Source organism: Coraliomargarita algicola, assembly GCF_033878955.1.
GTDB classification, from domain to species: Bacteria; Verrucomicrobiota; Verrucomicrobiia; order Opitutales; family Coraliomargaritaceae; genus Thalassobacterium; species Thalassobacterium algicola.
Window position 1 is genome coordinate 3884733 of the sequence record NZ_CP138858.1, and the last position, 21128, is coordinate 3905860.

Genomic DNA, 21128 nt, shown 5'->3' on the forward strand with positions numbered 1-21128 from the left:
GCCGGTGGCAATTTCTTCCATTCTCCTAGTCGTATTGGTCGGCTATTTTCTCGGTGCGATCAGCTTCGCGGTGATCGTGGCGCGTGGTCAGGGCGTTGATATTTTCAAAGAGGGTAGCGGCAATCCGGGCGCGACCAATGTAAAGCGCGTGCTCGGTGCGAAGTGGGGTAATACCGTCTTCGCACTCGATGCACTCAAGGGCTTTATCGCCGCTGGCTGGCCACTCCTGGTATATGGAGGAGATAACCGGCTGGCAGTAATCGGCCTGATCGCGGCGATTCTTGGGCATAGCTTTTCCGTCTTTCTCAAGTTTCGCGGCGGCAAGGGCGTGGCGACCACTATTGGGGGTCTGCTAGCCCTGATGTGGGCGGTGCTCTTGATCGGCTTGGTGATCTGGTTGATCGTCTTTTATAGCTCTAAAATGGTGGCGCTGGCTTCGATCTTGTTTGCGCTCAGTTTGCCGGTTTCGGCTTACTTTATCCATGGCACGCAAGATCCACGCTTTTACCTAGGCCTCATTTTGGCAGTCTTGATCGTGGTGCGCCACCGGTCCAATATCGCCCGTATGTTTGGGGGCAAGGAGAACAAGTTTTAGGGCGAAGGTTCCTTGCTCTCTTGGATCAATTCTGCATGAGAGGGTTCAAGCTTTTCAGCCTTTTCTATACTTCTTGAGATCTCTGTAGAAGTTTTCATGACTTCCAAAGCTTAGCAGGTTGATCTCATTAGAATCGAATGTGTAAGAGAGGAGAGTTAGCTGTTTGTTCATCTTGAATTTGTGAACAAGGACTCCTGCTAAATCACCTGCTTTAGCTTCTCCGATATCGGGATCGTTTGTGATATCCAGAACCGCATCATCGAGTTCTTTCTTTTCCTGCTTTTTTAATCTTTTAAGTTTCCGACCAAAAATTGGTGAAAGGTAGATCTTCCTTTTATCCAAAGGTGTATTCCTCCTTGGGGGCATCTTTCATCTCAGCCATTGCTAGCAGTGTTTCCTTGATGAAGCTAAAAGGTAGGTCGGGGTTTTCTTCTGCAGCTTTGCCGATCGTCGCCCAATATTCCAATTGAGAAGTCATCGATCGATGCTCCACCTTTGATCTGGTTTTTGCTTCTTCGGCTAGACGATCGGAAATTCGTATGACTGTACTCATTTTTAGCTGTGTAGCAAAATGTAGCACTTTGTCAATTTTCTTCTACCCTTCGTCTAGTGCTCCTGAACCAGCCTGCGTGCTGTGGCTTGTGGCTGCGTTTGCAAATTAAGTTTCATGAGCAGTGATATTATGAGTGCGCCAACAAGTGCCGCGCCGAATACATAAAGGCTGGTTTGATAGCTTTGCGTGGCTTCGTAGACGCGTGCGTTGACCATCGGGCCGACCAAGCCCGCGCAGGACCATGCGGTGAGGATCATGCCGAGTAGAGTGGGCATGGCTCGTATGCCGAAAAGGTCGCTGATGTAGGTCGGTATGGTTGCAAAGCCACCTCCATAGCAGGAGAGGATGATGAAGGTGATGCCCATGAAGAGAATCGGGAAATGGGTGAGCTTGGCCAAGAGCGGAAAGGCGGCGATTTGTAGCACGAAAAACGCAACAAAGGTATTGGGGCGCCCTATGTAGTCTGATAATGCGGCCCAGCCGATGCGGCCTAGGCCATTGAATAGGGAGATGCCCATCACGAGTAAGCTGGCTTCCGAGTCGGATAGATGGACCATTTCATAGCCCATCTTTTTCGCAGTTGATATGAGCGCAATGCCGCAGGATGCATTGATGAATAACATACTCCAGAGCCCGTAAAATGCGGGGCGTTTCAATGCCTGTGCCACTGTTAATTCCTCGCCTTGCGACTTGGTCTGGGGGGACGTCTCTTTGCTGGGCAGTGTCTGCAAGTCATCGCGCGTAGGTGGGGTGATATAGAGTGCGCTGGGCACCATGATCACGAGATAGATGCCGGCTAAGTAGCTAAAGGCCCGCACGATGGATGCTTTCTGGTAGAGGAGCGTTTTTTGAGGCGCGAGCTCTGGCTCAGGAGTCGCTGCGAGGGCTGCGGCGTCCGGGCTTGTCGCGGTGGCTGTTACGGCATCCGTGGCCTGTTGTTGATACTCGTAGGCACTGATACCCTGTGGCAGGGAGATCTCGGCTTGGACTGGCACGAATTGATCGATCAATTTGGCGCAAACCAGTCCACCAAAGCCGAAGCCCATAATGGCGAGCCCGGTGGCCAAGCCGCGCCGATCGGGGAACCATTTGACCAGTGTGGCAATGGGGGAGATATAGCCCAAGCCGAGCCCGATGCCGCTGACAGCTCCGAAGCTTAAATAGAACAAGGGCAGGCTCTCGACTTGGCAGGCCAGTGCAGAGCCTAGCAGGCCGCCCGAAAAGAAGGCTGCGCTGAGCAGGCCGCCGAAGCGGGCCCCCTTGCGCTGGATGAAGCTTCCGAGGAAGGCGGCCGAGAGGCCCAGGAAGAAGATCGCCAGGCTGAAGGCCAGTGAGGTGTTACTCGAGGACCAACCAAAGGTGTTTTCCAACGGCATTTTCCATACGCTGTAGGCATAAATGGAGCCGATGGATAGGTTGATGCTGCAAGCGGACGCTGCAATGAGCCAACGATTTTTTGTTTTCATTTGTTTGATAGCAGAAGCACACATGCGGATGCATGTGTGCTTACGTGATTATTAGCTGAGTGGACAATCAGTTGATTGCACAGTGCATAGGAACTCAGTCTTTTGACTGCTAGAGCATTTTTTATGCTGATTACCTAGCGACGACACCATACTTGGCAAATATCGCGCGTGTGGACTCGATCTGCTCTACTGTGGGTGTGGGGGTGTTGCCTAGTTTGTAGGGGAGGCCGGCTAACTTGTATTTTTCTTCCCCCATTTTGTGGAAGGGAAGGATTTCGACCCGTTCGACGTTGCCGAGTTGGCTGACGAACTGGGCCAGCCCATCGATGTTTTTCTCGTTGTCGGTGAGGCCGGGCACTAGCACGAAGCGAATCCACACTTTGTTGCCGCGGGCGTCCAGACGCTTGGCAAACTTTAAGGTTTGGTCTACGCAGACTCCGGTCACAATCTTATGTGTCATCGGACTGAAGCTCTTGATGTCGAGCAGCACCAGGTCGGTCTTGTCGAGTAGTGAGTCGCTAGCTTTGTGTCCCACAAAACCAGAGGTGTCTAAGGTAGTGTGGATGCCGGCTTCTTTGGCGAGGGTAAACATGGCTTCGACGAAGTCTGGCTGCATCAAAGGTTCCCCGCCCGATAGTGTGAGTCCCCCCTTGCGGATGAAGGATTTGTATTTCAGTACATCGGCAAAGGCTTCTTCGGCGGTGCGGGTTGTGCCAGCTGGCTTGCCTTGGGCATCCGGATTGTGGCAATACTGGCAGCGCAGTGGGCAGCCATGTAAGAAGAGCACATAGCGCAGGCCAGGCCCGTCGACGGTACCACAGGTTTCGACTGAGTGGATGTAGCCTTCAACACTGCTCGAAACTGCTCCGCGGGGAAGTTTTTCATAGGCGCAGCCTGTAGCTTGGGGAGATTCTTCGAGTAGTGTAGTCATGATGATTTTTAATCGAAACTTCGAACATCGAAGGCCGAACACTGAATTTTTAGATCAGACGACTAGGTCGCCGAGATGCTATTCGATATTCGATGTTGGACGTTCAGTGTTCGGCGTTCATTTAGATGCTATCGTGGAAGGTTCTGGTGATGACGTCCATCTGCTGCTCTTTGGTCAGCTTGATGAAGTTTACGGCGTAGCCAGAGACGCGGACGGTGAGTTGTGGGTATTTTTCCGGATGCTCCATGGCATCGAGCAAAGTCTCCTTTTCGAAGACGTTGACATTGATGTGGTGCCCAGCCGCTTCGAAGTAGCCATCCAGAATGTTCCCTAGGTTGGCCACTTGTTCGGGTGCTGTTTTGCCCAGTGCCTTAGGCACGATGGAGAAGGTGTAGGAGATGCCGTCCTGCGAGTGTTCGTAGGGGAGCTTGGCCACCGAAGCCATCGAGGCGACTGCGCCCTTGCGATCACGACCGTGCATGGGGTTGGCCCCCGGTGCGAAAGGCTCGCCGGCCTTGCGGCCGTCGGGAGTGCTGCCTGTCTTGGTGCCGTAAACCACGTTGGAGGTGATAGTGAGCACCGATTGAGTGGGCACGGAATTGCGGTAAGTGGGCTGTTGCCGCACTTTATCCATGAAGCGCTCGACCAGATCGTTGGCAAAGGCATCCACACGGTCGTCGTTGTTGCCGAAGGCCGGATACTCTCCGATCACTTTGTAGTCCACTGCGAGGCCTTCTTGATTGCGGATGACTTTGACCTTGGCATGTTTCACTGCAGAGAGTGAATCCGCTGCGACCGATAGGCCGGCAATGCCGCAGGCCATGGTGCGCAGGATCACGGGGTCGTGAAGGGCCATCATGATGTTCTCTGCTGAGTATTTATCATGCATGTAGTGGATGATATTCAGCGCTTTGACATAGGTGGCGGCCAGCCAGTCCATGGTCTTGTCGAAGCGTGCCATCAGGTCGTCAAACTCTAGATAGTCGCCGGTGAAAGGATCACTCTCGGGGGCGATTTGCTGACCACTTTTCTCGTCTTTGCCGCCATTGATGGCGTAGAGCATCGCTTTGGCCAGATTGGCGCGAGCGCCGAAGAACTGCATTTGCTTGCCGATCCGCATCGCGGAGACACAGCAAGCGATGCCGTAGTCGTCGCCCCAGTACTGGCGCATCAGATCGTCGTTTTCATACTGAATCGAGCTGGTCTCGATCGATACCTTGGCGCAGAAATCCTTGAAGCCCTGTGGTAAATTTTGCGACCACAGCACGGTGAGATTTGGCTCGGGGGCGGGCCCGAGGTTGTAGAGGGTTTGTAGCACGCGGAAGCTGGACTTGGTCACCAGCGTGCGGCCGTCTTCGCCCATGCCGCCGATGCTTTCGGTCACCCATGTGGGGTCGCCGGAGAAGAGCTCGTCGTAGTCGGTGGTGCGAATGAAGCGCACGATCCGCATCTTCATAACCAAGTGGTCGATGATCTCTTGAGCCTGCTCCTCGTTTAAAGACCTTCAGCGAAGTCGCGTTCGAAGTAGATGTCGAAGAAGGTGGCTGTGCGGCCAAAGGACATTGCGGCACCGTTTTGGTCCTTCACCGCCCCGAGGTAGCCGAAGTAGGTCCATTGCACGGCTTGTTGTCCGTTTTGGGCGGGCAGGGAAATGTCGATGCCATAGGCGGCTGCCATGGTCTTGAGATCTTTGAGCGCTTTGATCTGCTCCTGAGTCTCTTCACGTTCGCGTACCCAGTCTTCGCTGAAGCTTTCGTTTTGGGTGTCTTTGAGCAGGCGTAGCTTATCGGTAATCAAGCGGTCTACGCCATAGAGCGCGACGCGGCGATAGTCGCCGATGATCCGTCCGCGGCCGTAGCCATCGGGCAGGCCAGTCACGATGCCGGCCGAACGTGCCTTACGGATGTCGTCGGTGTAGCAGGCGAACACTCCGTCGTTGTGTGTTTTGCGGTGCTTGGCAAAAATGTCCGCAGTCTCGGGGTCCATTTCGCGGCCGTGTGCCTGCAGCGCTTTCTGGGCGATCCGCACACCGCCATAAGGCAGCATGGCGCGCTTGAGTGGCTTGTCGGTCTGCACGCCCACGATGGTTTCCAGGTCCTGGTTGATGTAGCCGGCGCCATGGGAGGCAACCGTGCCGACTACCTTTGTGTCGGCATCCAACACACCACCTGCGGCGCGCTCCTCTTCGAGTAGCAGCTTGAGCTCGTTCCAAAGTTGCGTGGTTTTTGCGGTCGGCTCTTTCAGAAACGAATAGTCGCCCTGGTAGGGCGTATAGTTCTGCTGAATGAAGTCGCGAACGTCGATCTGGTCTTGCCAGACTCCGTTACGAAAATTGCGCCATGCGGACGCTGCGTTATCCTCTGTGTGGGCGGGGGATGTTGTAGTTTGCATATCTGTATTAGATTAAAGAAGTGTGAGCTAATTTTATTAGCATCTGTGATTAGTAAAATTTATACAGAAGAAGTATGTAAACAGGTCGTCTAATCGAGTATAAAGTGTGCTAATCCTTTTTTAATAAGCCTATCTTATGGTTCCGGTTAGTGATGTCGGGGAGAATGGAGCGCGAGAGGCAGTCGAAACGTTACGTGTAGAGTTCATGTAACTTGACAAATATATCAAATATGGCATATTTGATGGCGTGAGGTGGTCGGTTTTAATTTTGAATGAAACAGTGGAGAAGGAGTTGGAGGCTTTGCCTGTAGATATGCAGGCACGGTTCTCGCGGGTGGTTTCTTTAATTGAAGAATTCGGTTTGCCGCATGTGGGAATGCCTCATCTCAGGCATTTGCAGGATAAGCTATGGGAAATGCGATTGACAGGGCGTGATGGGATTTCTCGTGCGCTCTATGTGACTGCCCGCGGTGAAAAAGTGGTGGTTGTCCGTGTTTTCATTAAGAAAACACGGACAACGCCTCCAAGAGAAATTAGGCTGGCATTAGAGCGAGCGAAAGAAATTGAAGGGGATTAACAATGAAGACAGCAACACAGTTACACAGAAAGTGGATTAAGAACGCAGATTACGCAGAAGCTTTTAATGCGCTTGAAGACGAGTTTTCAGTCGCACGTGCATTAATAGATGCACGCACGAAAGCAAAACTCACTCAATCGGAAGTGGCGGCACGTATGGAGACATCGCAAGCAGCTGTGGCTCGACTGGAGGCTGGGAGGGGGAATCCATCGCTCGCGACTTTGAAGCGTTACGCCAACGCCACGGGCAGTCATCTCAAAATCGCTTTGGAGCCTGTTTGATCCTTGAAAGAGTCGTCAGAAGGCAGATGTCAGAGGCCCAGTCTGAATATCAATAAGTCACAAAAAAAACGCTCACGGTTTCCCGTGAGCGTTTGGTCTAAATAATATGCCCTATGGGCTTAAGACTTGGCTGCTTTGGCGGCTTTGCGGCGCTTGTTTTCGTCGAGCTCGCGTTTGCGCATGCGTAGGAAGTTCGGCGTCGCTTCGACCAGTTCGTCGGGCGCGATGTATTCGATCGCACGTTCCAAGGAGAACTTAACGGGAGGCGCGAGCTGGATGCCCTTGTCGGAGCCGCTGGCACGCATGTTGTCGAGTTGCTTCGCTTTGGCAGGGTTGACGGGCATGTCTTCGACACGTGGATTCTCGCCGACGATCATGCCGCCGTAGACTTCCTCGCCGGGACCGACGAAGAGTTTGCCGCGGTTTTGAATCATATCCAGTGCGTAGGGCATGCTCTTGCCTTGTTCCATGCTCACTAGTGTGCCCGTGAGGCGTGTCACGATTTCACCACAGTGCGGGCGATATTCCAGGAAGGAGTGGCTCATCACGCCATGGCCGGAGGTCATGGTGACGAGGTCGCTTTCGAAACCGATCAGGCCGCGCGTTGGCACTTCGGCTTCCACGGTGACACCGGAATTGTGGTGCTCCATATTGGTGACCTTGCCCTTGCGCTTTGCGAGGTTTTCCATGACGCCACCAAGCTGTTCTTCCGGCACTTCTACCCAGACCTGTTCAAAAGGCTCGCAGCGTTTTCCGTCGATTTCTTTATACAGCACGGTGGGGCGAGAGACGAGCAGCTCGAAACCTTCGCGGCGCATGGTTTCCACTAAGACGGCGATCTGCATGGAGCCGCGGGCATTGACGAGGAAACGTGTGCCATCGTCGGTATCTTCGATGCTGATGGAGATGTTGGATTGAGTCTCGCGGATGAGGCGCTCGCGGATCTGGCGGGAGGTGACCTTCTTGCCATCTTTGCCGGCGAGGGGGCCGTTGTTGACGGAGAACTCCATTTGCACGGTGGCAGGATCGATCTCGACGAAAGGCATTGCCTCGGCGTCTTGTTGCGCAGCGAGTGTGTCGCCAATGTCGACATCGTCGAAGCCGGCCAGACCGACAATGTCTCCAGCCACCGCGTCGGTGACGTCGTCGGTGTTACCCGCGCCGGAGAAGCTCTTCATCTTGGTCACTTTAACGCGTTCGCGTTTGCCGCTTTTACGCAGAGCGAAAATAGTTTGGCCTACTTTGACTTGGCCAGAGAGCACACGGCCGATCGCCATGCGACCGACGTAGTCGTCCCAGTCGATGTTGGACACCAGCATGCGGAAATCACCTTCTTCGATGGTGGGGGCTGGGATGCGCTCTACAATGGTCTCGAAGAGGTCGAGCATGTTTTCGCGTGGGCCGTCGACTTCGCGGTCGGCGAAGCCCATCTTAGCCGAAGCATACAGGAAGGGGGCGTTGAATTGATCTTCGTCCGCATCCAGATCGAGGAAGAGTTCGAGCACTTTGTCATGGACCCAGTCCGGGCGCGAGGAGTCGCGGTCGACTTTGTTGATCACACAAATGGTCTTCAGTCCCTGGTCGAGAGCTTTACGGAGCACCCAGCGAGTTTGCGCTTGCGGGCCACCGACGGCATCAGTCAGCAGTAGCACGCCGTCGACCATTTTCATCACACGCTCCACTTCGGCACCGAAGTCGGCGTGACCCGGAGTGTCGACGATGTTGATGGTGTATTCCTCGTTGTCCTTGGGATTGGTCCATTTTACAGCGAGATTTTTCGCTTTAATGGTAATGCCTTTTTCGCGTTCGAGGTCCATGGAGTCCATCGCGCGCTCTTGCACTTGTTGGTTTTCACGGTAGGTCCCGCTCTGTTGCAGTAGGCAGTCCACCAATGTGGTCTTGCCGTGGTCAACGTGGGCGATGATGGCGATATTGCGGATGTTTTTTGCGTTCATGTGCTTAAGGATGTCTTGATCGTAATCCTAGTCTTAAACCTACTCCAGTTAAGTCCCAGTGATGGGATTGGTTTCAGAGTAAGGATTACGATTCAGATCACCTAGAAATAGAAAACCCGCCGAGAAATTAACGGCGGGGTGGTAGTTAAAGGGCGGCATAGATGTCAGCCTGAGGAGCGAAGTCAATGGAAATAGACGATGCGCCGTACGCTGGGCCTTGGTTCAACGCATCGGTAGTGTACCAGTTTTAGTGATGGTGGTCGCAGGCATCCACTTGGAGCTCGTGCCGAGCTTGGTGCGCAGTTCGTAGGGGAGTTCGCTGCTGGGAGTCTCCATTAGGCGAGCGGCCAGACGGACACTATTAACCAAGCTGGCGGCCGAACTGACGGAGATGACGGCGTCGCTGTAGCCTTCGATCGCTGGAATATTATTTGCGGTGCCATTGATGACATGGATCCCGTCGAGGCTTAGCTGGTAGTAGAGCCCTTTGAGGTGGATCGTGTCGGCATTGGGATTTACGATGCACAGTTGAATCGTAAATTGTAATGCTGCCGTATCCGTTGCGCTTTTGGAGATGCCAACAACATCCACCTGTGGCTGCTCGTAATTGGGGTCCATGCTGGCGCAAGCTCCTAGCAGCAGTGTGGCGATCATCAAGAGTAGCAGTGGTAAGGATTTCATGCTGAAAGGGAAACGATTCGGCATACTGTCGGCGAGCTTTTTACAGTGGCAACTATGTGTCATGGTTCGGATACTACGTATGAAGATTATTCTGTCCTATTTGAGGGCTCTGTTTTAAGAGTCTAGCTATGGACGCTTCCAATCGTTTTTATCAATACACTCCAGCTGCTCATTTTCTTGTCACAGACGAGGATGCCGCAGATTTCTTGCAAAGTCAGTTTAGTAACGAACTGCGCCCTTTCGATACGGGGCAGTGCACCTACGGACTCTGGCTGGATGTGAAGGGCAAGGTGATCGCGGACGGTGTGGTGCTCTGTGAAGGAGAGGAACAGTTCCGTGTGATCAGCGACCGTTGCCCTGGGGAGACGATCATGGCGCATCTGCAACGGCACATTATCGCCGACGACGTGGTGATCGAGCCCTGTGAGCCTGGATTTTGCTTTCAGTTCACTGCCGCCGCTGTCCATGCGCTGGGTTTGGAGCTTCCTGCATGTGGACGATTTGTAGATGTCGAAGGAGGGCGTCTGTATTGCGCGCGAAATCAGCTATATAATATGCTGCTTGAGACCGAAGCGGCTGCGGAGGCCTACCGTGCCCGTTTAATAACTGCGGGTTTTGTGTCGCTTTCCGATACTGAGTATGGGCTGGCGCGTATTGCCGCGGGTATCCCTCAGGTGCCTGATGAGATCGGCTCTGCCGACCTACCGGGAGAGGGGCAGCTGCAGCAGGATGCGATCTCGTTTACTAAAGGTTGCTATCTCGGGCAGGAAGTGGTCGCTCGTATGCATAATCTGGGTAAGCCGCAACGTGGCCTATTCATCGTGCAAGGGCAGGGGGCTGTGCCCGCTACGCCCTGTGCCTTATATAATCGCGATACCAAGCAGGTTGGAGAGCTTCGTACTGCCTACCGCGATGCGAATGCTTGGCGAGGCGTGGCGATTCTCAAAACCCGTTTCGCTGGAGTGGGCGAAAAATTGCTCGCCGATTCTAATGAGTTGACAGTTAGCTCGTTGCTGCGGGAAAGACTTGGGAATGACTGATTTATCCGATGAGAATGAGCGTGAACTGGCGCAGATATTTATCAATTTGGGTGCTTCGGAGAGTCAGGCTCCAGTCATGGCTGCGCAGCTTTTAAAGCGTGCAGGGCAAATTGCGGAAGAGCGTGGAATTTCAAAAGTCGAGGCGACGGAAACCCTATTAAAACAGGTGTTTGCCGCGCGGCAGGGGGCTTGAGTGCGCTCTGACAAAGGATTGAAGCGGCTAGGGGCGCTGAAAACCGCAAATAATAGCGGATTAGAGCGGATTTTAGGTTGACGATTACAAGTGCGCCTTCCCATATTTGCGACGGTCATCAGACCAATCAACCTCAACAAAATTAATATATTCTATGAACAAAGCAGAACTCGTTGCAGAAGTACAAAAATCACTCGGTGCAGACACCTCCAAAGCAGCCGCAGAGCGTGCGATTGAGGCCGTGCTCGAAGGCATCAAAAAGGGTGTTAAAAAGGACAAAAATGTCCAACTGATCGGTTTCGGAACTTTCTCTGTGACAAAGCGCGCAGCTCGTGACGGTATCAACCCACAAACTGGCGAGAAAATCAAAATTAAGGCTTCTAAAGCTGTTAAATTTAAGGCGGGTGCAGGCCTCAAGGCAGTCCTCTAAGGGCGCCTACTGTCGCGATTTCGGCTCTCAACTTCGCGGTTTACCCCTACGCTGAGTTGAGCCTACCAAAAACCGCAGTTTCCATCGGAGACTGCGGTTTTTTTGTCATCTCACGTAAAAAATACGCCTTTGCGGTTGCCAGCCACCGCAAAGCTATCCTTATTGAGACCCTTTTGAGAATCACTATTTACTATTTTTAGGAACAAGATTATGGGCAAAAGCTTATTTGAAAAAGTATGGGACGCGCACGCCGTTCGCCAGTTGGCAAACGGGCAGACGCAATTATTAATCGGTACGCACCTTATTCATGAGGTTACGAGTCCGCAGGCCTTTGGAATGCTCCGTGATCGTGATTTGAAAGTGCAGTACCCGCATCGCACATTTGCGACAGTTGACCACATCGTGCCGACCAATGAGGCTGTCGAACCTTACAGCGATCCGCTTGCTCAGGGAATGATCGAAGAGCTACGTAAGAATTGTGCCGAGAACAATGTAACTTTCTTCGATACAAATACAGGTAAGCAGGGCGTCGTTCACATCGTCGGTCCAGAGCAGGGCATCACGCAACCCGGCACCACGATCGCTTGTGGGGATTCGCATACTGCGACTCACGGGGCTTTTGGTGCGATTGCCTTTGGTATTGGCACCAGCCAGGTGCGCGATGTGCTCGCGACTCAAACCATTGCTCTGAACAAGCTCAAGGTGCGCCGTATCAATGTGAACGGCACATTGCCTCCCGGTGTGTATGCCAAGGATGTGATCTTACATATCATTCGTTTGCTCGGGACTCAAGGTGGCACTGGATTCGCCTATGAGTATGCGGGGACCACTTTCGATAACTTCACGATGGAAGAGCGGATGACTGTCTGCAACATGTCGATCGAGGGCGGTGCCCGTGTCGGCTATGTCAATCCTGACGACACCACTTTCGAGTATTTGAAAGGCCGTCCTTATTCTCCTAAGGGAACGGCTTGGGAGGCTGCGGTTGAGCAATGGAAGTCTTTCGCCTCTGACGATGACTGCACTTTCGATGACGTCGTGGACATCGACGCATCGCAAATTCAGCCGACTGTGACTTGGGGGATTACGCCAGGTCAAGGTGTGGGTATTGAAGAAAATATTCCTACTGTGGCGGATGCGCCGACCCAGTCGGAGCGTGACTCGGTCGCTGAGGCCCTCGAATACATGCAGTTTGAAGGTGGCAGCCCGATCAAGGGCAAGAAGATCGATGTTGCATTCATCGGTTCTTGCACCAACGGCCGCTTGTCTGACTTTCAGGAAGTCGCCAAATACGTCAAGGGCCACAAAGTGGCAGAGGGCGTGCAAGCCATCGTGGTTCCCGGCTCGCAAGTCGTGGCTAAAATCGCTGAAGAGCTTGGCTTGGATAAAATCTATATCGAAGCTGGTTTCGAATGGCGTGCCGCAGGTTGCTCCATGTGCTTGGCGATGAATCCCGACAAGTTGATCGGCGATCAATTGTGTGCGAGTTCCTCCAACCGTAACTTCAAAGGCCGTCAAGGTAGTCCCACGGGACGCACAATGCTCATGAGCCCACTCATGGTCGCCGCCGCTGCAGTGACCGGACAAGTTTCTGATGCCCGTGAGGTCTTCGGATTCGCTTCCGCTAATGCTTAATTCCTAATTATTAATTTCAAATTTATATAGTCATGCCAGCCACACCTATTAAACAAGTCACCGGTAAGGGCGTTTTTGTCCCCGGCGACGATATTGATACCGATCGCATCATTCCTGCACGCTTCATGAAGTGCATCACCTTCGACGGTCTCGGCGATTATCTTTTCTACGACGTTCGTAAGACTGAATCGGGAGAAGATAAAAAGCACAATCTGAATGATCCGCGCTTTGCCGGCGCATCCATCCTAGTCAGCGGCAACAACTTCGGTTGTGGCAGCTCTCGTGAGCACGCGCCGCAGTCTATTTTGCGAGCAGGCTACAGTGCTGTGATCGCAGGCAGTTTTGCGGAGATCTTCTTTGGTAACTCCACGAATCTGGGCGTGGTTTGTGTGATCGCCAGTGACGCCGACCGTGCTAGCATCGCACAAGCAATCGAGGCCAATCCGGAAATCGAGCTTACCATCGACATCGAAGATCACAAAATCTGGTTCGGCGATCAGTCGGTGCCATGCGATATCAAGCCCGGTGCACGTGATAGCTTGCTGAGCGGTAATTATGATCCGCTGGATGAGCTACTTGAAGGGGCGGGGGATGTCGCAAAGACCGCCGGCGCCTTGCCTTATATGCAAGCGTGACATCGGCTGGTAATCTGCTAGCTTGTATGGGTCGTTTTCGACTTATTCACATTAACCACATCAACTATGGACAATAAAATCGTTCTCATCCTACTTGCCATTTTTCTGCCTCCAGTTGCAGTTGCGCTAAAGTCGGGTGCAGGCAAGTCATTGCTGATTAATATTATTCTATGCTTTCTGTTCTACATTCCAGCCGTGATTCACGCGCTGTTAGTTGTACTCTAAACGCAGGAACATCAGTCAATATTTACTGACAAAAGGCGCAGCTTCGGTTGCGCCTTTTTTTATCTGATTAGGTTGGAATCCCGCCATTAGGCGGTTCATCTTCTTTTTTCAGACCGCCTGAAGGCGGGACTCCAACCTTTGCCTCTGATTTTATGGACATCTTTACTCACGCAGGAATTTTTATCTATCCGCTCGCACTTTGTTCCTTGGTGGCGGTTTTCATCACCTTTGAGCGATTGCTCGCTTTACGTCCATCCCGAGTGATGCCCGCTTCGTTAGTGGATGCTTTCGTTTCGGGGAAATTTGACGGAATTGAGTCGAATCAAAATTCCGTGGCCGGGCGCATCGTTCACTTCTATCGTTCGCGTCGTGCCGATGCGGACTCACTCCAAGCTTATGCGCGACTTGAAGTCAGCCGTATGGAACGAGGCGTTTTTTTATTAGAAGTTGTGATCGGTGCTGCGCCTTTGATTGGTCTTTTGGGGACGGTGACCGGCTTGACTCAAGTCTTTAGTGGCTTCTCTGCGGAGACGGGCTTGCCGGACCCAGCTGCCTTTATTCGCGGTATTGCGCTCGCGCTGAATACCACCATTTTGGGCCTTGCCATTGCCATACCAGCCCTGGCGGCCCACGCTTATGTGCTGCGGCGCGTGGAGTTTATGGCTGCACGCATCGGACTCGGTGTGCAGGCTCTGCTTCAATCTGAACAGGACTAGGCGTCTTCGAGTATGGACCCCACATCTGATTTGATTCGTCGCCGCCGGCGACAACCTGTCATCAACATTGTGCCTTTGGTCGATGTATTGACCGTCTTGTTGTTCTTCTTCCTGGTCACGATGCAGTTTAAGCAGGTCAGTTCACTGAATATCACCGTGCCAAAGATTGAGACCGCCGGCGAAAACGAGATCCAAGAGCAAATCGTGATCGCGTTGAGCCCTGAAGGGGAATTTTACTTAAATGACCGGCCGGTTGACAAGCCAGCGCTCGAGGCTGCGATGAAGCTCGCTGGAGAGCTTACGCCTGACATGCCCATCTTACTCGTCGCCGACGAGGAAGTGCCGCTCCGGTATGTGACTGAAGTGATGGATGTCTGTCGCAGTCATCAGCTGAATAAGATTCGCTTGCAGTCGCGATAATCGGGCCGAGCTGCCAGGCTAGTTTGGAGCATCTAAGATTTTCCTGCGCCGATTCGCCAGCGCCCTGGGCCTGTGAGGAATAAGGCTATAAAGACGATCAATAATTCCAATGGCCAGCCTGCTTCTAAGGCGAAATTCTGGTAGCCCGTGACCGCACCGAGCTTGGTCGAGAAGGCCACTGCCATCGTGCCCATCAGCGCGCTGCAGACGATCCGATGGTAACATCCTAGTATGAGTAGGATGCCGCCGCCAAACTCAGCTATGGCTGCTGCGAGACCAAATGCGATGGATATATTGCCAGCTGGCAAAAAGGGGAGGCCGTGCTGAGCCACTTGCTCCCAAGCTGCGGTACCACCCATTAGCTTAGGCAGTCCGTGTAGGATGAACATGCTGCCGATACCGATGCGTAAAACGAAGAGTCCAAGGTTGGTTGAGTAGGCGGGTGCTTTCATTGAGCGAAAAAGACGGTTTTATGGCGGTTTTTCAAGCTAGGAAAGGAGACGCTTGTACATAAAAGAAGCCGTCAATCGGAATTAACGGCTTCTCGAAATCAATATGCTCGAATACTTACGCTTGGCGGCGCTTGAGCGCGACAAAAGAGAGCCCCAGAAGGCCTGCGATCAGTGCGTATATCCCTGGTTCTGGAACAATTGTAAATGTCGCTTGGTAGTTTGAGCCGCCGTTGTTTAGGAAGATATTTCCAGCCGTGTTTGTGCCGTTGGTGTAGCCTTCGAAGTATGCCTGAAATGTATAATCGCCCTCTGCAATCGTGCCTAAACCGTTGTTGGTGACTAAGTCTTGAGTTGAAGAGGAGATGACCCAGTTACGATCATTACCAATTTTGGTAGGTGCTGGAGTTAGCTGTATTTGGTGTATGTTGGTGAAGCCATCAATCGTCCAGAACATGTTCATGTGCGTGATCTCAGAACCATTATCTTCAAAGGTGTTGAGGTCGAAGCCCTGAATTTCGAAGGTCGCAGCATTACTAATATTGCCAAAAGAAGTTAATGTCGAAACGTCGGAAGTATTCCCATCAGCAATGATTGAGGTTGTTCCGAAGAAGCCCGTTGCGGCATTCAGTGAAGTCGCAGCCAACAAGCTGCCTACCAGTAAGTACGTTGTTTTCATATTATGTGTATGGGGTTTGTTATTTAGGTATAAAAGCTATAACCCCCATAATTAACGAATTATTAGCAGTTGGAACGTTTTTTGAATTCAACAGTACAATTGAACTCTTTTATTCTCTTTTACCCAGTACCTAAGCTCTTCACTCTGTGCCGTTCGACACGTTTGCCTTAGCTGGAATGTTGCCTGTGAATTTATCGCTGTAAGAGCTTCAGAAATTCATCGTTGTTTTGAGTCTGCTGGAAGCGGTCGATCATGAGTTCAGCAGCATCTTCAATCTTCTGGCCAGCGAGAGCGCGACGCAAGAATTGAGCGCCTTCAAGGTATTTCCCAGAGAGTAATAGTTCCTCTTTGCGAGTGCCGGAGGCGTTGAGGTTGATTGCTGGCCAGAGTCGGAGTTCCGCGGCTTTGCGATCAAGTACCATTTCCATGTTACCTGTGCCTTTGAATTCTTGGAAGATCAGTTCGTCCATCTTGCTGCCTGTCTCGATTAGAGCAGTGGCAATGATCGTTAGGCTGCCGCCTTCTTCGCAATTGCGGGCAGCTGAGAAGATTTGACGTGGTTTTTCCAAGGCACGTACGTCGAGGCCACCGGTCATAGTGCGACCTCCTTTGCCGGATGCGGCATTGTAGGCACGGGCGAGGCGGGTAATGGAATCGAGTAGGAGGACGACATCCTTGCCGGCTTCGACTAAGCGCTTGGCACGTTCGATGGCCAGTTCAGCGATGCGTAGGTGATTGACCAGTTCTTCGTCGTTGGACGACGCGTATATCTCGGCATTGACGCTGCGCTTGAAGTCGGTGACTTCCTCGGGACGTTCATCCACGAGTAATACCAGACAGTGGCACTCGGGATGATTTTCGATCACACCGTGGGCGATGTCGTGTAAAATGGTGGTTTTACCCGTGCGAGGGGGAGCCACAATGAGTCCACGGGTGCCTTTGCCAATGGGGCAGAAGAGGTCCATGATGCGAGTCGTCACGCGGCCATCTTTGGCTTCGAGGCGGATCTGTTCGTCCGGTGCGATGGAGACGAGTTGTTGGAAGGTGTAGCGACCTTTGCGCTCTTCGAGTAGCGCACCATCCACTTTATCGATGAAGCGCATTTTGGGATTAGGAAAGCGGTCGTTTTGATGCGCCTTGCCTTCGATGAAGCTGCCTTGCTTTAATTTGAAGCGTTTAATCAGCTCGCGTGGGACGAAGGGATCGTTCGGTTTGGTCTTACCATTGCGAGAGGGATCGATCAACTGGCCGGTCTTGTTATCCAGGATCTCCAAGATGCCAGATACCGCGATTTCGTTCTCGCGTGGCTTTTCTTGGGTTTGCTTGGGAGCGGCTTCCTTAGCGGTTGCTGTAGAAGTCGTTGTTTCCGTCGATGAATTGTCTTGGCTCATGTGTCGGCGCGTGGATGCGTGAGTAGATGTATAAAAGGATTGTCCGGCGTGGATGCGGGCGTTTGCGCAAGATCGAGTTCTTGCGCAAAAAGAAGAAAAGGCGTTTCAGCGTAAAGACCGACTACCAGTCGGGATTTGATACGTATAGACGGTGTGGACCACCTTTGACATCGTATGCCGTAACGCGATGGGCTCTTTTAAGGGGGAATCCACACGCGCTGTCAACGACTATAATCTTTGCTGCTTTTTGACAGAGCGGCCCGGTCTGTGCTACTGGTGAGCCTATGACTGTTTGGTTCGCGAATATCTATCATACGGAAATCGCAGGCAATGGGCTGGATCATTGGCTTTATGCCTTGGGAGCTACGGTTGTGCTGTTTTTAGCACTGAAGTTGCTCTTTGCTGTTTTAGAGCGCCGTATCCTCAGCCTGAGTAAAAAAACATCCACAATTGCGGATGATCTGTTGGCTGCTGCATTGGGATCTACTAAAAGCTATATCCTGTTTGTCGCGGCAGTATGGGGGGGCACGCGTTTTCTGGATCTCGGCAGTTGGGATATGCATTTTGATTTTGCCCTGTTGATTGCGGTTGTTTTGCAAGCCGCGATTTGGGGGAATCGCATGGTTTCATGCTACATCACGTATTATACGGATGCGCGGCGTGAGGATAACCCCGGCGCGGTTTCAGTGGTGCAGGGAGTTTCTTTTATTGTGCGCTTGGTCATTTGGTCGGTGGCGTTCTTATTGGTGGTCGATAACTTAGGTTATGATGTAACTGCTTTGGTGGCTGGAATGGGCATTGGTGGTATTGCGGTGGCATTGGCCATTCAGAATATACTTGGAGATCTCTTTGCCTCATTGTCGATTGTGTTGGATAAGCCCTTTGTGATTGGAGATTTTATCATTGTGGGCGAGCTCATGGGCGGGGTGGAGAAAATCGGGCTCAAGACGACTCGGGTGCGTAGCCTCTCGGGCGAACAATTGATTTTCTCCAATTCAGATTTACTGAATAGCCGAATTCGCAATTACAAGCGTATGCAAGAACGCCGTATTCCGTTTGGCTTCGGAGTGACGTATCAGACCACACCGGATCAGTTGGAGGCGATTCCGCCCTTGGTGAAGTCTATCATCAAGGGGGTGGAGGGGCTGCGTTTTGACCGTGCTCATTTCAAAAGCTTTGGCGATAGTTCCTATGATTTCGAGGTGGTTTACTATATTAATTCGCCCGATTTTAATGCTTACATGGATGCGCAACAGACAATCAATTTGGCGCTCTGTCGCGCTTTTGCCGAGCGTGGTATTGAGTTTGCTTATCCGACGCGTACGCTTTATATGCACCGCGCTGGGGATGGGGCTGCGGGCGAGGGAGATTCATAATTTTATGCCGTTAGTTGGTTTGTTGTAGCTCGCTTGAGTTGGCGTGGATCTCTGGCTTGTCGTTGCTGTGGTTGCTATGATTTGCAACTTTCACATGTTTTCGTTGCAATTCACGGCAGCATAAATTTACTCGCCCGCTTCTTATGAAAATACTAATTGCAGACCGCATTTCGCCTATAGGTGTTGATTTGTTCAAAGCCCAACCAGGTTTTGACGTCGTAGAAGCCTATGGTTCCTCACCGGAGCAAATCCTTGAGCTTGCCAAGGACGCCGACGCAATTGCCGTGCGTTCCGATACTCGTATCACTGCCGAGGTGATTGCTGCCGCGCCGAAGCTGAAGGTGGTAGGACGTGCGGGAGTCGGTGTGGATAACATCGATATCGAAGCGGCGACTGACCATGGCGTCATCGTGATGAACACGCCAACGGGGAATACGATTGCCACCGCGGAACTTACTTTCACTCATATGCTCGCGGGTACTCGCCCGATCGTACAAGCATGCGCTGGTATGAAGGCTGGCCGCTGGGATCGTAAGAAGTATACTGGTTCTGAGCTGAATCAAAAAACTCTGGGTGTGCTCGGCATGGGCCGTATCGGGGCTGAAGTGGCTAAGCGCGCCATGGCCTTTCAAATGGATGTGCTCGCGTATGATCCTTATTTGACCGAATCCCGCGCTAAGTCGCTCGGTGTGAAGCAGGCTACCTTAGACGAAGTGATCGAGAATGCGGACTACATTACAGTGCACATGCCGATGACGAAGGATACGAAGCACATGCTGAATGCCGATGCATTCAAGCGTATGAAGGACGGTGTGCGCGTCTTTAATTGTGCTCGTGGGGGTATTATTGAAGAAGCGGCGCTGATTGAGGCACTGAATTCCGGTAAAGTTGCTGCGGCCGGTCTAGATGTTTACGAAGATGAGCCACCAGCAGAAGATAGCCCTCTGCGTGGCATCGAAAATCTTGTTCTTACGCCACACTTGGGGGCTTCTACAGTGGAAGCTCAGGAAAATGTCGGCATCGACGTGGCGAAGCAAATGATCGAAGCACTTACCGGTGGTATGGTTGTGAACGCGCTGAATATGCCATCGGTCGATCCTAAGGTGCTCGAAAAGCTCGGCCCTTATATGACACTTGGCGAAAAAGTCGGCACATTCTCGCAGCAACTCGCCCCTGAAGGTGTTGAGAAAATTACCATTCGTTACTTTGGTAAGATCACCGAGCTTGATACCCTGCCACTGACGAATGCCATTCAGCGTGGCTTTTTACGTGATATTTCCGACAACGTGAATAACGTAAATGCGCCTAAGAAGATTGAGCGCCTCGGGATCGCCTGTGATCAAGTTAAGAGCAGTGATCACGCTGACTTCAACGAATTAATTGAAGTCGAAGTGGCCTGCAAGGGAGGTAAAACGCGCACCATTGGCGGCACATTGGTTGGTAAGAATCAGACTCCACGGATCGTTGAAATCGATTCGCACAGTGTCGAAGTAAGCACCGACGCGACCTTGTTGGTGCTGAAGAATAAGGATGTTCCCGGTATTGTCGGCTTTATCGGTGTCACGCTCGGAGAGGATCAGGTCAATATCGCCAACATGTCGCTGAGTCGCGATAAGGGCGAAGGATTTGCGGTCTCTGTTTTTGAACTCGACAGTGCCCCTTCGGAGACGGCTGCGAAGAAGATTACTGAGCATCCCGCAATCGAAAAATACCGCGTGATCAAGCTCTAGTAGCGATCTGAATGTAACAAATGGGCTCTCCGTCAGGGAGAGCCCTTTTTTTTCTCAATCGAAAATCTTGTCTGCTTGCAACTTGCTCAGACTTCCACAGCTTCATCGCTTCGATATGTCTAAAGATGCTTCCAATTTAAAACCAAAACTCGCCGTGATTGATTACGGTATGGGGAACTTGCGCAGTGTCGTTAGGGCCTGGGAGCATGTGGGGGCCGATGCCTACCTGGTATCAGAGCCGGAACAGATCGGCTCGGCCGATGCACTGATCTTTCCGGGGCAGGGAGCGATCGTCGATACCATGCGTTTACTGCAGGCGACTGGTTTTGACCATGTGATTCGTGATTGGATCGCTGCGGACCGACCTTTTTTCGGTATTTGTCTCGGACTTCAGGCGCTATTTGAGCATTCGGAAGAGGGCGACACCGCTGCTCTAGGTATTTTCAAAGGATCCGTTAAGCGTTTTGTGATCGATCCTGCGCTTAAGATTCCGCATATGGGCTGGAATGCTGTGACCTTCGCGCCCGGGGCCCCGCTAACTGAGGGCCTTGTTTCTGGTCAGGATCAATTTTATTTTGTTCATAGTTATTACATTCAACCGCAAGACCCCAGCATAGCACTCTTTCATTCGGACTACGGAGGACAATTTGTCTCCGGTATCCGCTTTGGCAATTGTTATGCTACTCAATTTCACCCCGAAAAAAGTCAGGCAAAAGGATTGCATCTATATCGAAATTTTTTGAGATCGCTTTAGCGCTCTTAGAGCAACGGTGCTCTGA

The 21128-nt window shown here is 52.1% G+C and carries 23 protein-coding genes and 1 pseudogene; 14 read left to right on the top strand and 10 right to left on the bottom strand.

Annotated features, from left to right (window positions below; genetic code table 11):
* The first annotated feature begins 4 nt into the window (after positions 1–4).
* Entirely contained in the window at positions 5–595 is a 591-nt protein-coding gene (gene plsY, locus SH580_RS15990) for a glycerol-3-phosphate 1-O-acyltransferase PlsY (RefSeq protein WP_308948155.1), read from the top strand.
* A 54-nt stretch (positions 596–649) separates the two neighbouring features.
* Here plsY and SH580_RS15995 read toward each other — a convergent pair whose 3' ends face one another.
* The 5 genes and pseudogenes from SH580_RS15995 to pflB all read right to left on the bottom strand — a co-directional run bounded on the left by SH580_RS15995 (position 650) and on the right by pflB (position 5936).
* Positions 650–937, bottom strand: a complete 288-nt coding sequence (locus SH580_RS15995) for a type II toxin-antitoxin system RelE/ParE family toxin (RefSeq protein ID WP_319831838.1) — start codon at positions 935–937, stop codon at positions 650–652.
* Complete coding sequence (locus tag SH580_RS16000; RefSeq protein ID WP_308948157.1) at positions 930–1148, bottom strand: ParD-like family protein; 219 nt, start codon at positions 1146–1148, stop codon at positions 930–932. Before SH580_RS16000 ends, SH580_RS15995 begins: the two co-directional genes overlap by 8 nt.
* 53 nt (positions 1149–1201) lie before the next feature.
* Positions 1202–2614, bottom strand: coding sequence for an OFA family MFS transporter (locus tag SH580_RS16005; protein ID WP_319831839.1), 1413 nt, complete (start codon positions 2612–2614; stop codon positions 1202–1204).
* Between the two features lie 130 nt (positions 2615–2744).
* Positions 2745–3545 (bottom strand): pyruvate formate-lyase-activating protein, encoded by an 801-nt coding sequence (gene pflA / locus SH580_RS16010; protein WP_319831840.1) that lies wholly within the window; start codon positions 3543–3545, stop codon positions 2745–2747.
* A 121-nt stretch (positions 3546–3666) separates the two neighbouring features.
* Positions 3667–5936, bottom strand: a pseudogene (gene pflB, locus SH580_RS16020) (formate C-acetyltransferase).
* A gap of 247 nt (positions 5937–6183) precedes the next feature.
* Between pflB and SH580_RS16025 the strand changes: the two are divergent.
* Both SH580_RS16025 and SH580_RS16030 read left to right on the top strand, forming a co-directional pair.
* A complete protein-coding gene (locus tag SH580_RS16025) occupies positions 6184–6513 on the top strand; it encodes a type II toxin-antitoxin system RelE/ParE family toxin (protein WP_345786201.1) in 330 nt (109 codons plus the stop codon).
* Between the two features lie 2 nt (positions 6514–6515).
* The gene (locus SH580_RS16030) at positions 6516–6794 is read left to right on the top strand and encodes a helix-turn-helix domain-containing protein (protein ID WP_308948163.1); all 279 of its coding nucleotides are present in this window, start codon (positions 6516–6518) and stop codon (positions 6792–6794) included.
* Positions 6795–6913: 119 nt separating this feature from the next.
* On the opposite strand, the gene typA is transcribed toward SH580_RS16030, so the two are convergent.
* On the bottom strand, positions 6914–8749 hold the full coding sequence (gene typA / locus SH580_RS16035) for a translational GTPase TypA (protein WP_319831842.1): 1836 nt from the start codon (positions 8747–8749) through the stop codon (positions 6914–6916).
* A 222-nt stretch (positions 8750–8971) separates the two neighbouring features.
* Positions 8972–9430 (bottom strand): LEA/WHy family protein, encoded by a 459-nt coding sequence (locus tag SH580_RS16040; RefSeq protein WP_319831843.1) that lies wholly within the window; start codon positions 9428–9430, stop codon positions 8972–8974.
* A gap of 128 nt (positions 9431–9558) precedes the next feature.
* Between SH580_RS16040 and ygfZ the strand changes: the two genes are divergently transcribed.
* The 8 genes from ygfZ (at position 9559) to SH580_RS16075 (ending at position 14724) form a co-directional block, all read left to right on the top strand.
* The gene (gene ygfZ, locus SH580_RS16045) at positions 9559–10470 is read left to right on the top strand and encodes a CAF17-like 4Fe-4S cluster assembly/insertion protein YgfZ (protein WP_319831844.1); all 912 of its coding nucleotides are present in this window, start codon (positions 9559–9561) and stop codon (positions 10468–10470) included.
* On the top strand, positions 10463–10663 hold the full coding sequence (locus SH580_RS16050; protein WP_319831845.1) for a hypothetical protein: 201 nt from the start codon (positions 10463–10465) through the stop codon (positions 10661–10663). Before ygfZ ends, SH580_RS16050 begins: the two co-directional genes overlap by 8 nt.
* 154 nt (positions 10664–10817) lie before the next feature.
* Positions 10818–11093: an HU family DNA-binding protein gene (locus tag SH580_RS16055; protein ID WP_308983583.1), complete on the top strand. Its 276-nt coding sequence runs from the start codon at positions 10818–10820 to the stop codon at positions 11091–11093.
* A gap of 210 nt (positions 11094–11303) precedes the next feature.
* Positions 11304–12728, top strand: coding sequence for a 3-isopropylmalate dehydratase large subunit (leuC, locus tag SH580_RS16060; RefSeq protein WP_319831846.1), 1425 nt, complete (start codon positions 11304–11306; stop codon positions 12726–12728).
* 32 nt (positions 12729–12760) lie between these two features.
* Complete coding sequence (gene leuD / locus SH580_RS16065) at positions 12761–13363, top strand: 3-isopropylmalate dehydratase small subunit (protein WP_319831847.1); 603 nt, start codon at positions 12761–12763, stop codon at positions 13361–13363.
* 66 nt (positions 13364–13429) lie between these two features.
* Entirely contained in the window at positions 13430–13588 is a 159-nt protein-coding gene (locus SH580_RS22065) for a YqaE/Pmp3 family membrane protein (RefSeq protein ID WP_345786202.1), read from the top strand.
* A 152-nt stretch (positions 13589–13740) separates the two neighbouring features.
* Positions 13741–14304: a MotA/TolQ/ExbB proton channel family protein gene (locus SH580_RS16070; RefSeq protein ID WP_319831848.1), complete on the top strand. Its 564-nt coding sequence runs from the start codon at positions 13741–13743 to the stop codon at positions 14302–14304.
* 12 nt (positions 14305–14316) lie between these two features.
* Positions 14317–14724, top strand: coding sequence for an ExbD/TolR family protein (locus SH580_RS16075; RefSeq protein WP_319831849.1), 408 nt, complete (start codon positions 14317–14319; stop codon positions 14722–14724).
* A 32-nt stretch (positions 14725–14756) separates the two neighbouring features.
* Here the strand turns inward: SH580_RS16075 and SH580_RS16080 are convergent, their stop codons facing one another.
* From SH580_RS16080 to rho, 3 genes are all read right to left on the bottom strand, one after another.
* Positions 14757–15176: a DoxX family protein gene (locus tag SH580_RS16080; RefSeq protein ID WP_319831850.1), complete on the bottom strand. Its 420-nt coding sequence runs from the start codon at positions 15174–15176 to the stop codon at positions 14757–14759.
* Between the two features lie 115 nt (positions 15177–15291).
* Positions 15292–15852, bottom strand: a complete 561-nt coding sequence (locus tag SH580_RS16085; protein ID WP_319831851.1) for a PEP-CTERM sorting domain-containing protein — start codon at positions 15850–15852, stop codon at positions 15292–15294.
* A gap of 191 nt (positions 15853–16043) precedes the next feature.
* A complete protein-coding gene (rho, locus tag SH580_RS16090) occupies positions 16044–17243 on the bottom strand; it encodes a transcription termination factor Rho (RefSeq protein WP_319831852.1) in 1200 nt (399 codons plus the stop codon).
* A gap of 284 nt (positions 17244–17527) precedes the next feature.
* Between rho and SH580_RS16095 the strand changes: the two genes are divergently transcribed.
* From SH580_RS16095 to hisH, 3 genes are all read left to right on the top strand, one after another.
* Complete coding sequence (locus SH580_RS16095) at positions 17528–18619, top strand: mechanosensitive ion channel family protein (RefSeq protein ID WP_319831853.1); 1092 nt, start codon at positions 17528–17530, stop codon at positions 18617–18619.
* Positions 18620–18762: 143 nt separating this feature from the next.
* A complete protein-coding gene (serA, locus tag SH580_RS16100; protein WP_319831854.1) occupies positions 18763–20349 on the top strand; it encodes a phosphoglycerate dehydrogenase in 1587 nt (528 codons plus the stop codon).
* Positions 20350–20464: 115 nt separating this feature from the next.
* Positions 20465–21103 (top strand): imidazole glycerol phosphate synthase subunit HisH, encoded by a 639-nt coding sequence (gene hisH, locus SH580_RS16105; protein ID WP_319831855.1) that lies wholly within the window; start codon positions 20465–20467, stop codon positions 21101–21103.
* Positions 21104–21128: the final 25 nt, after the last annotated feature.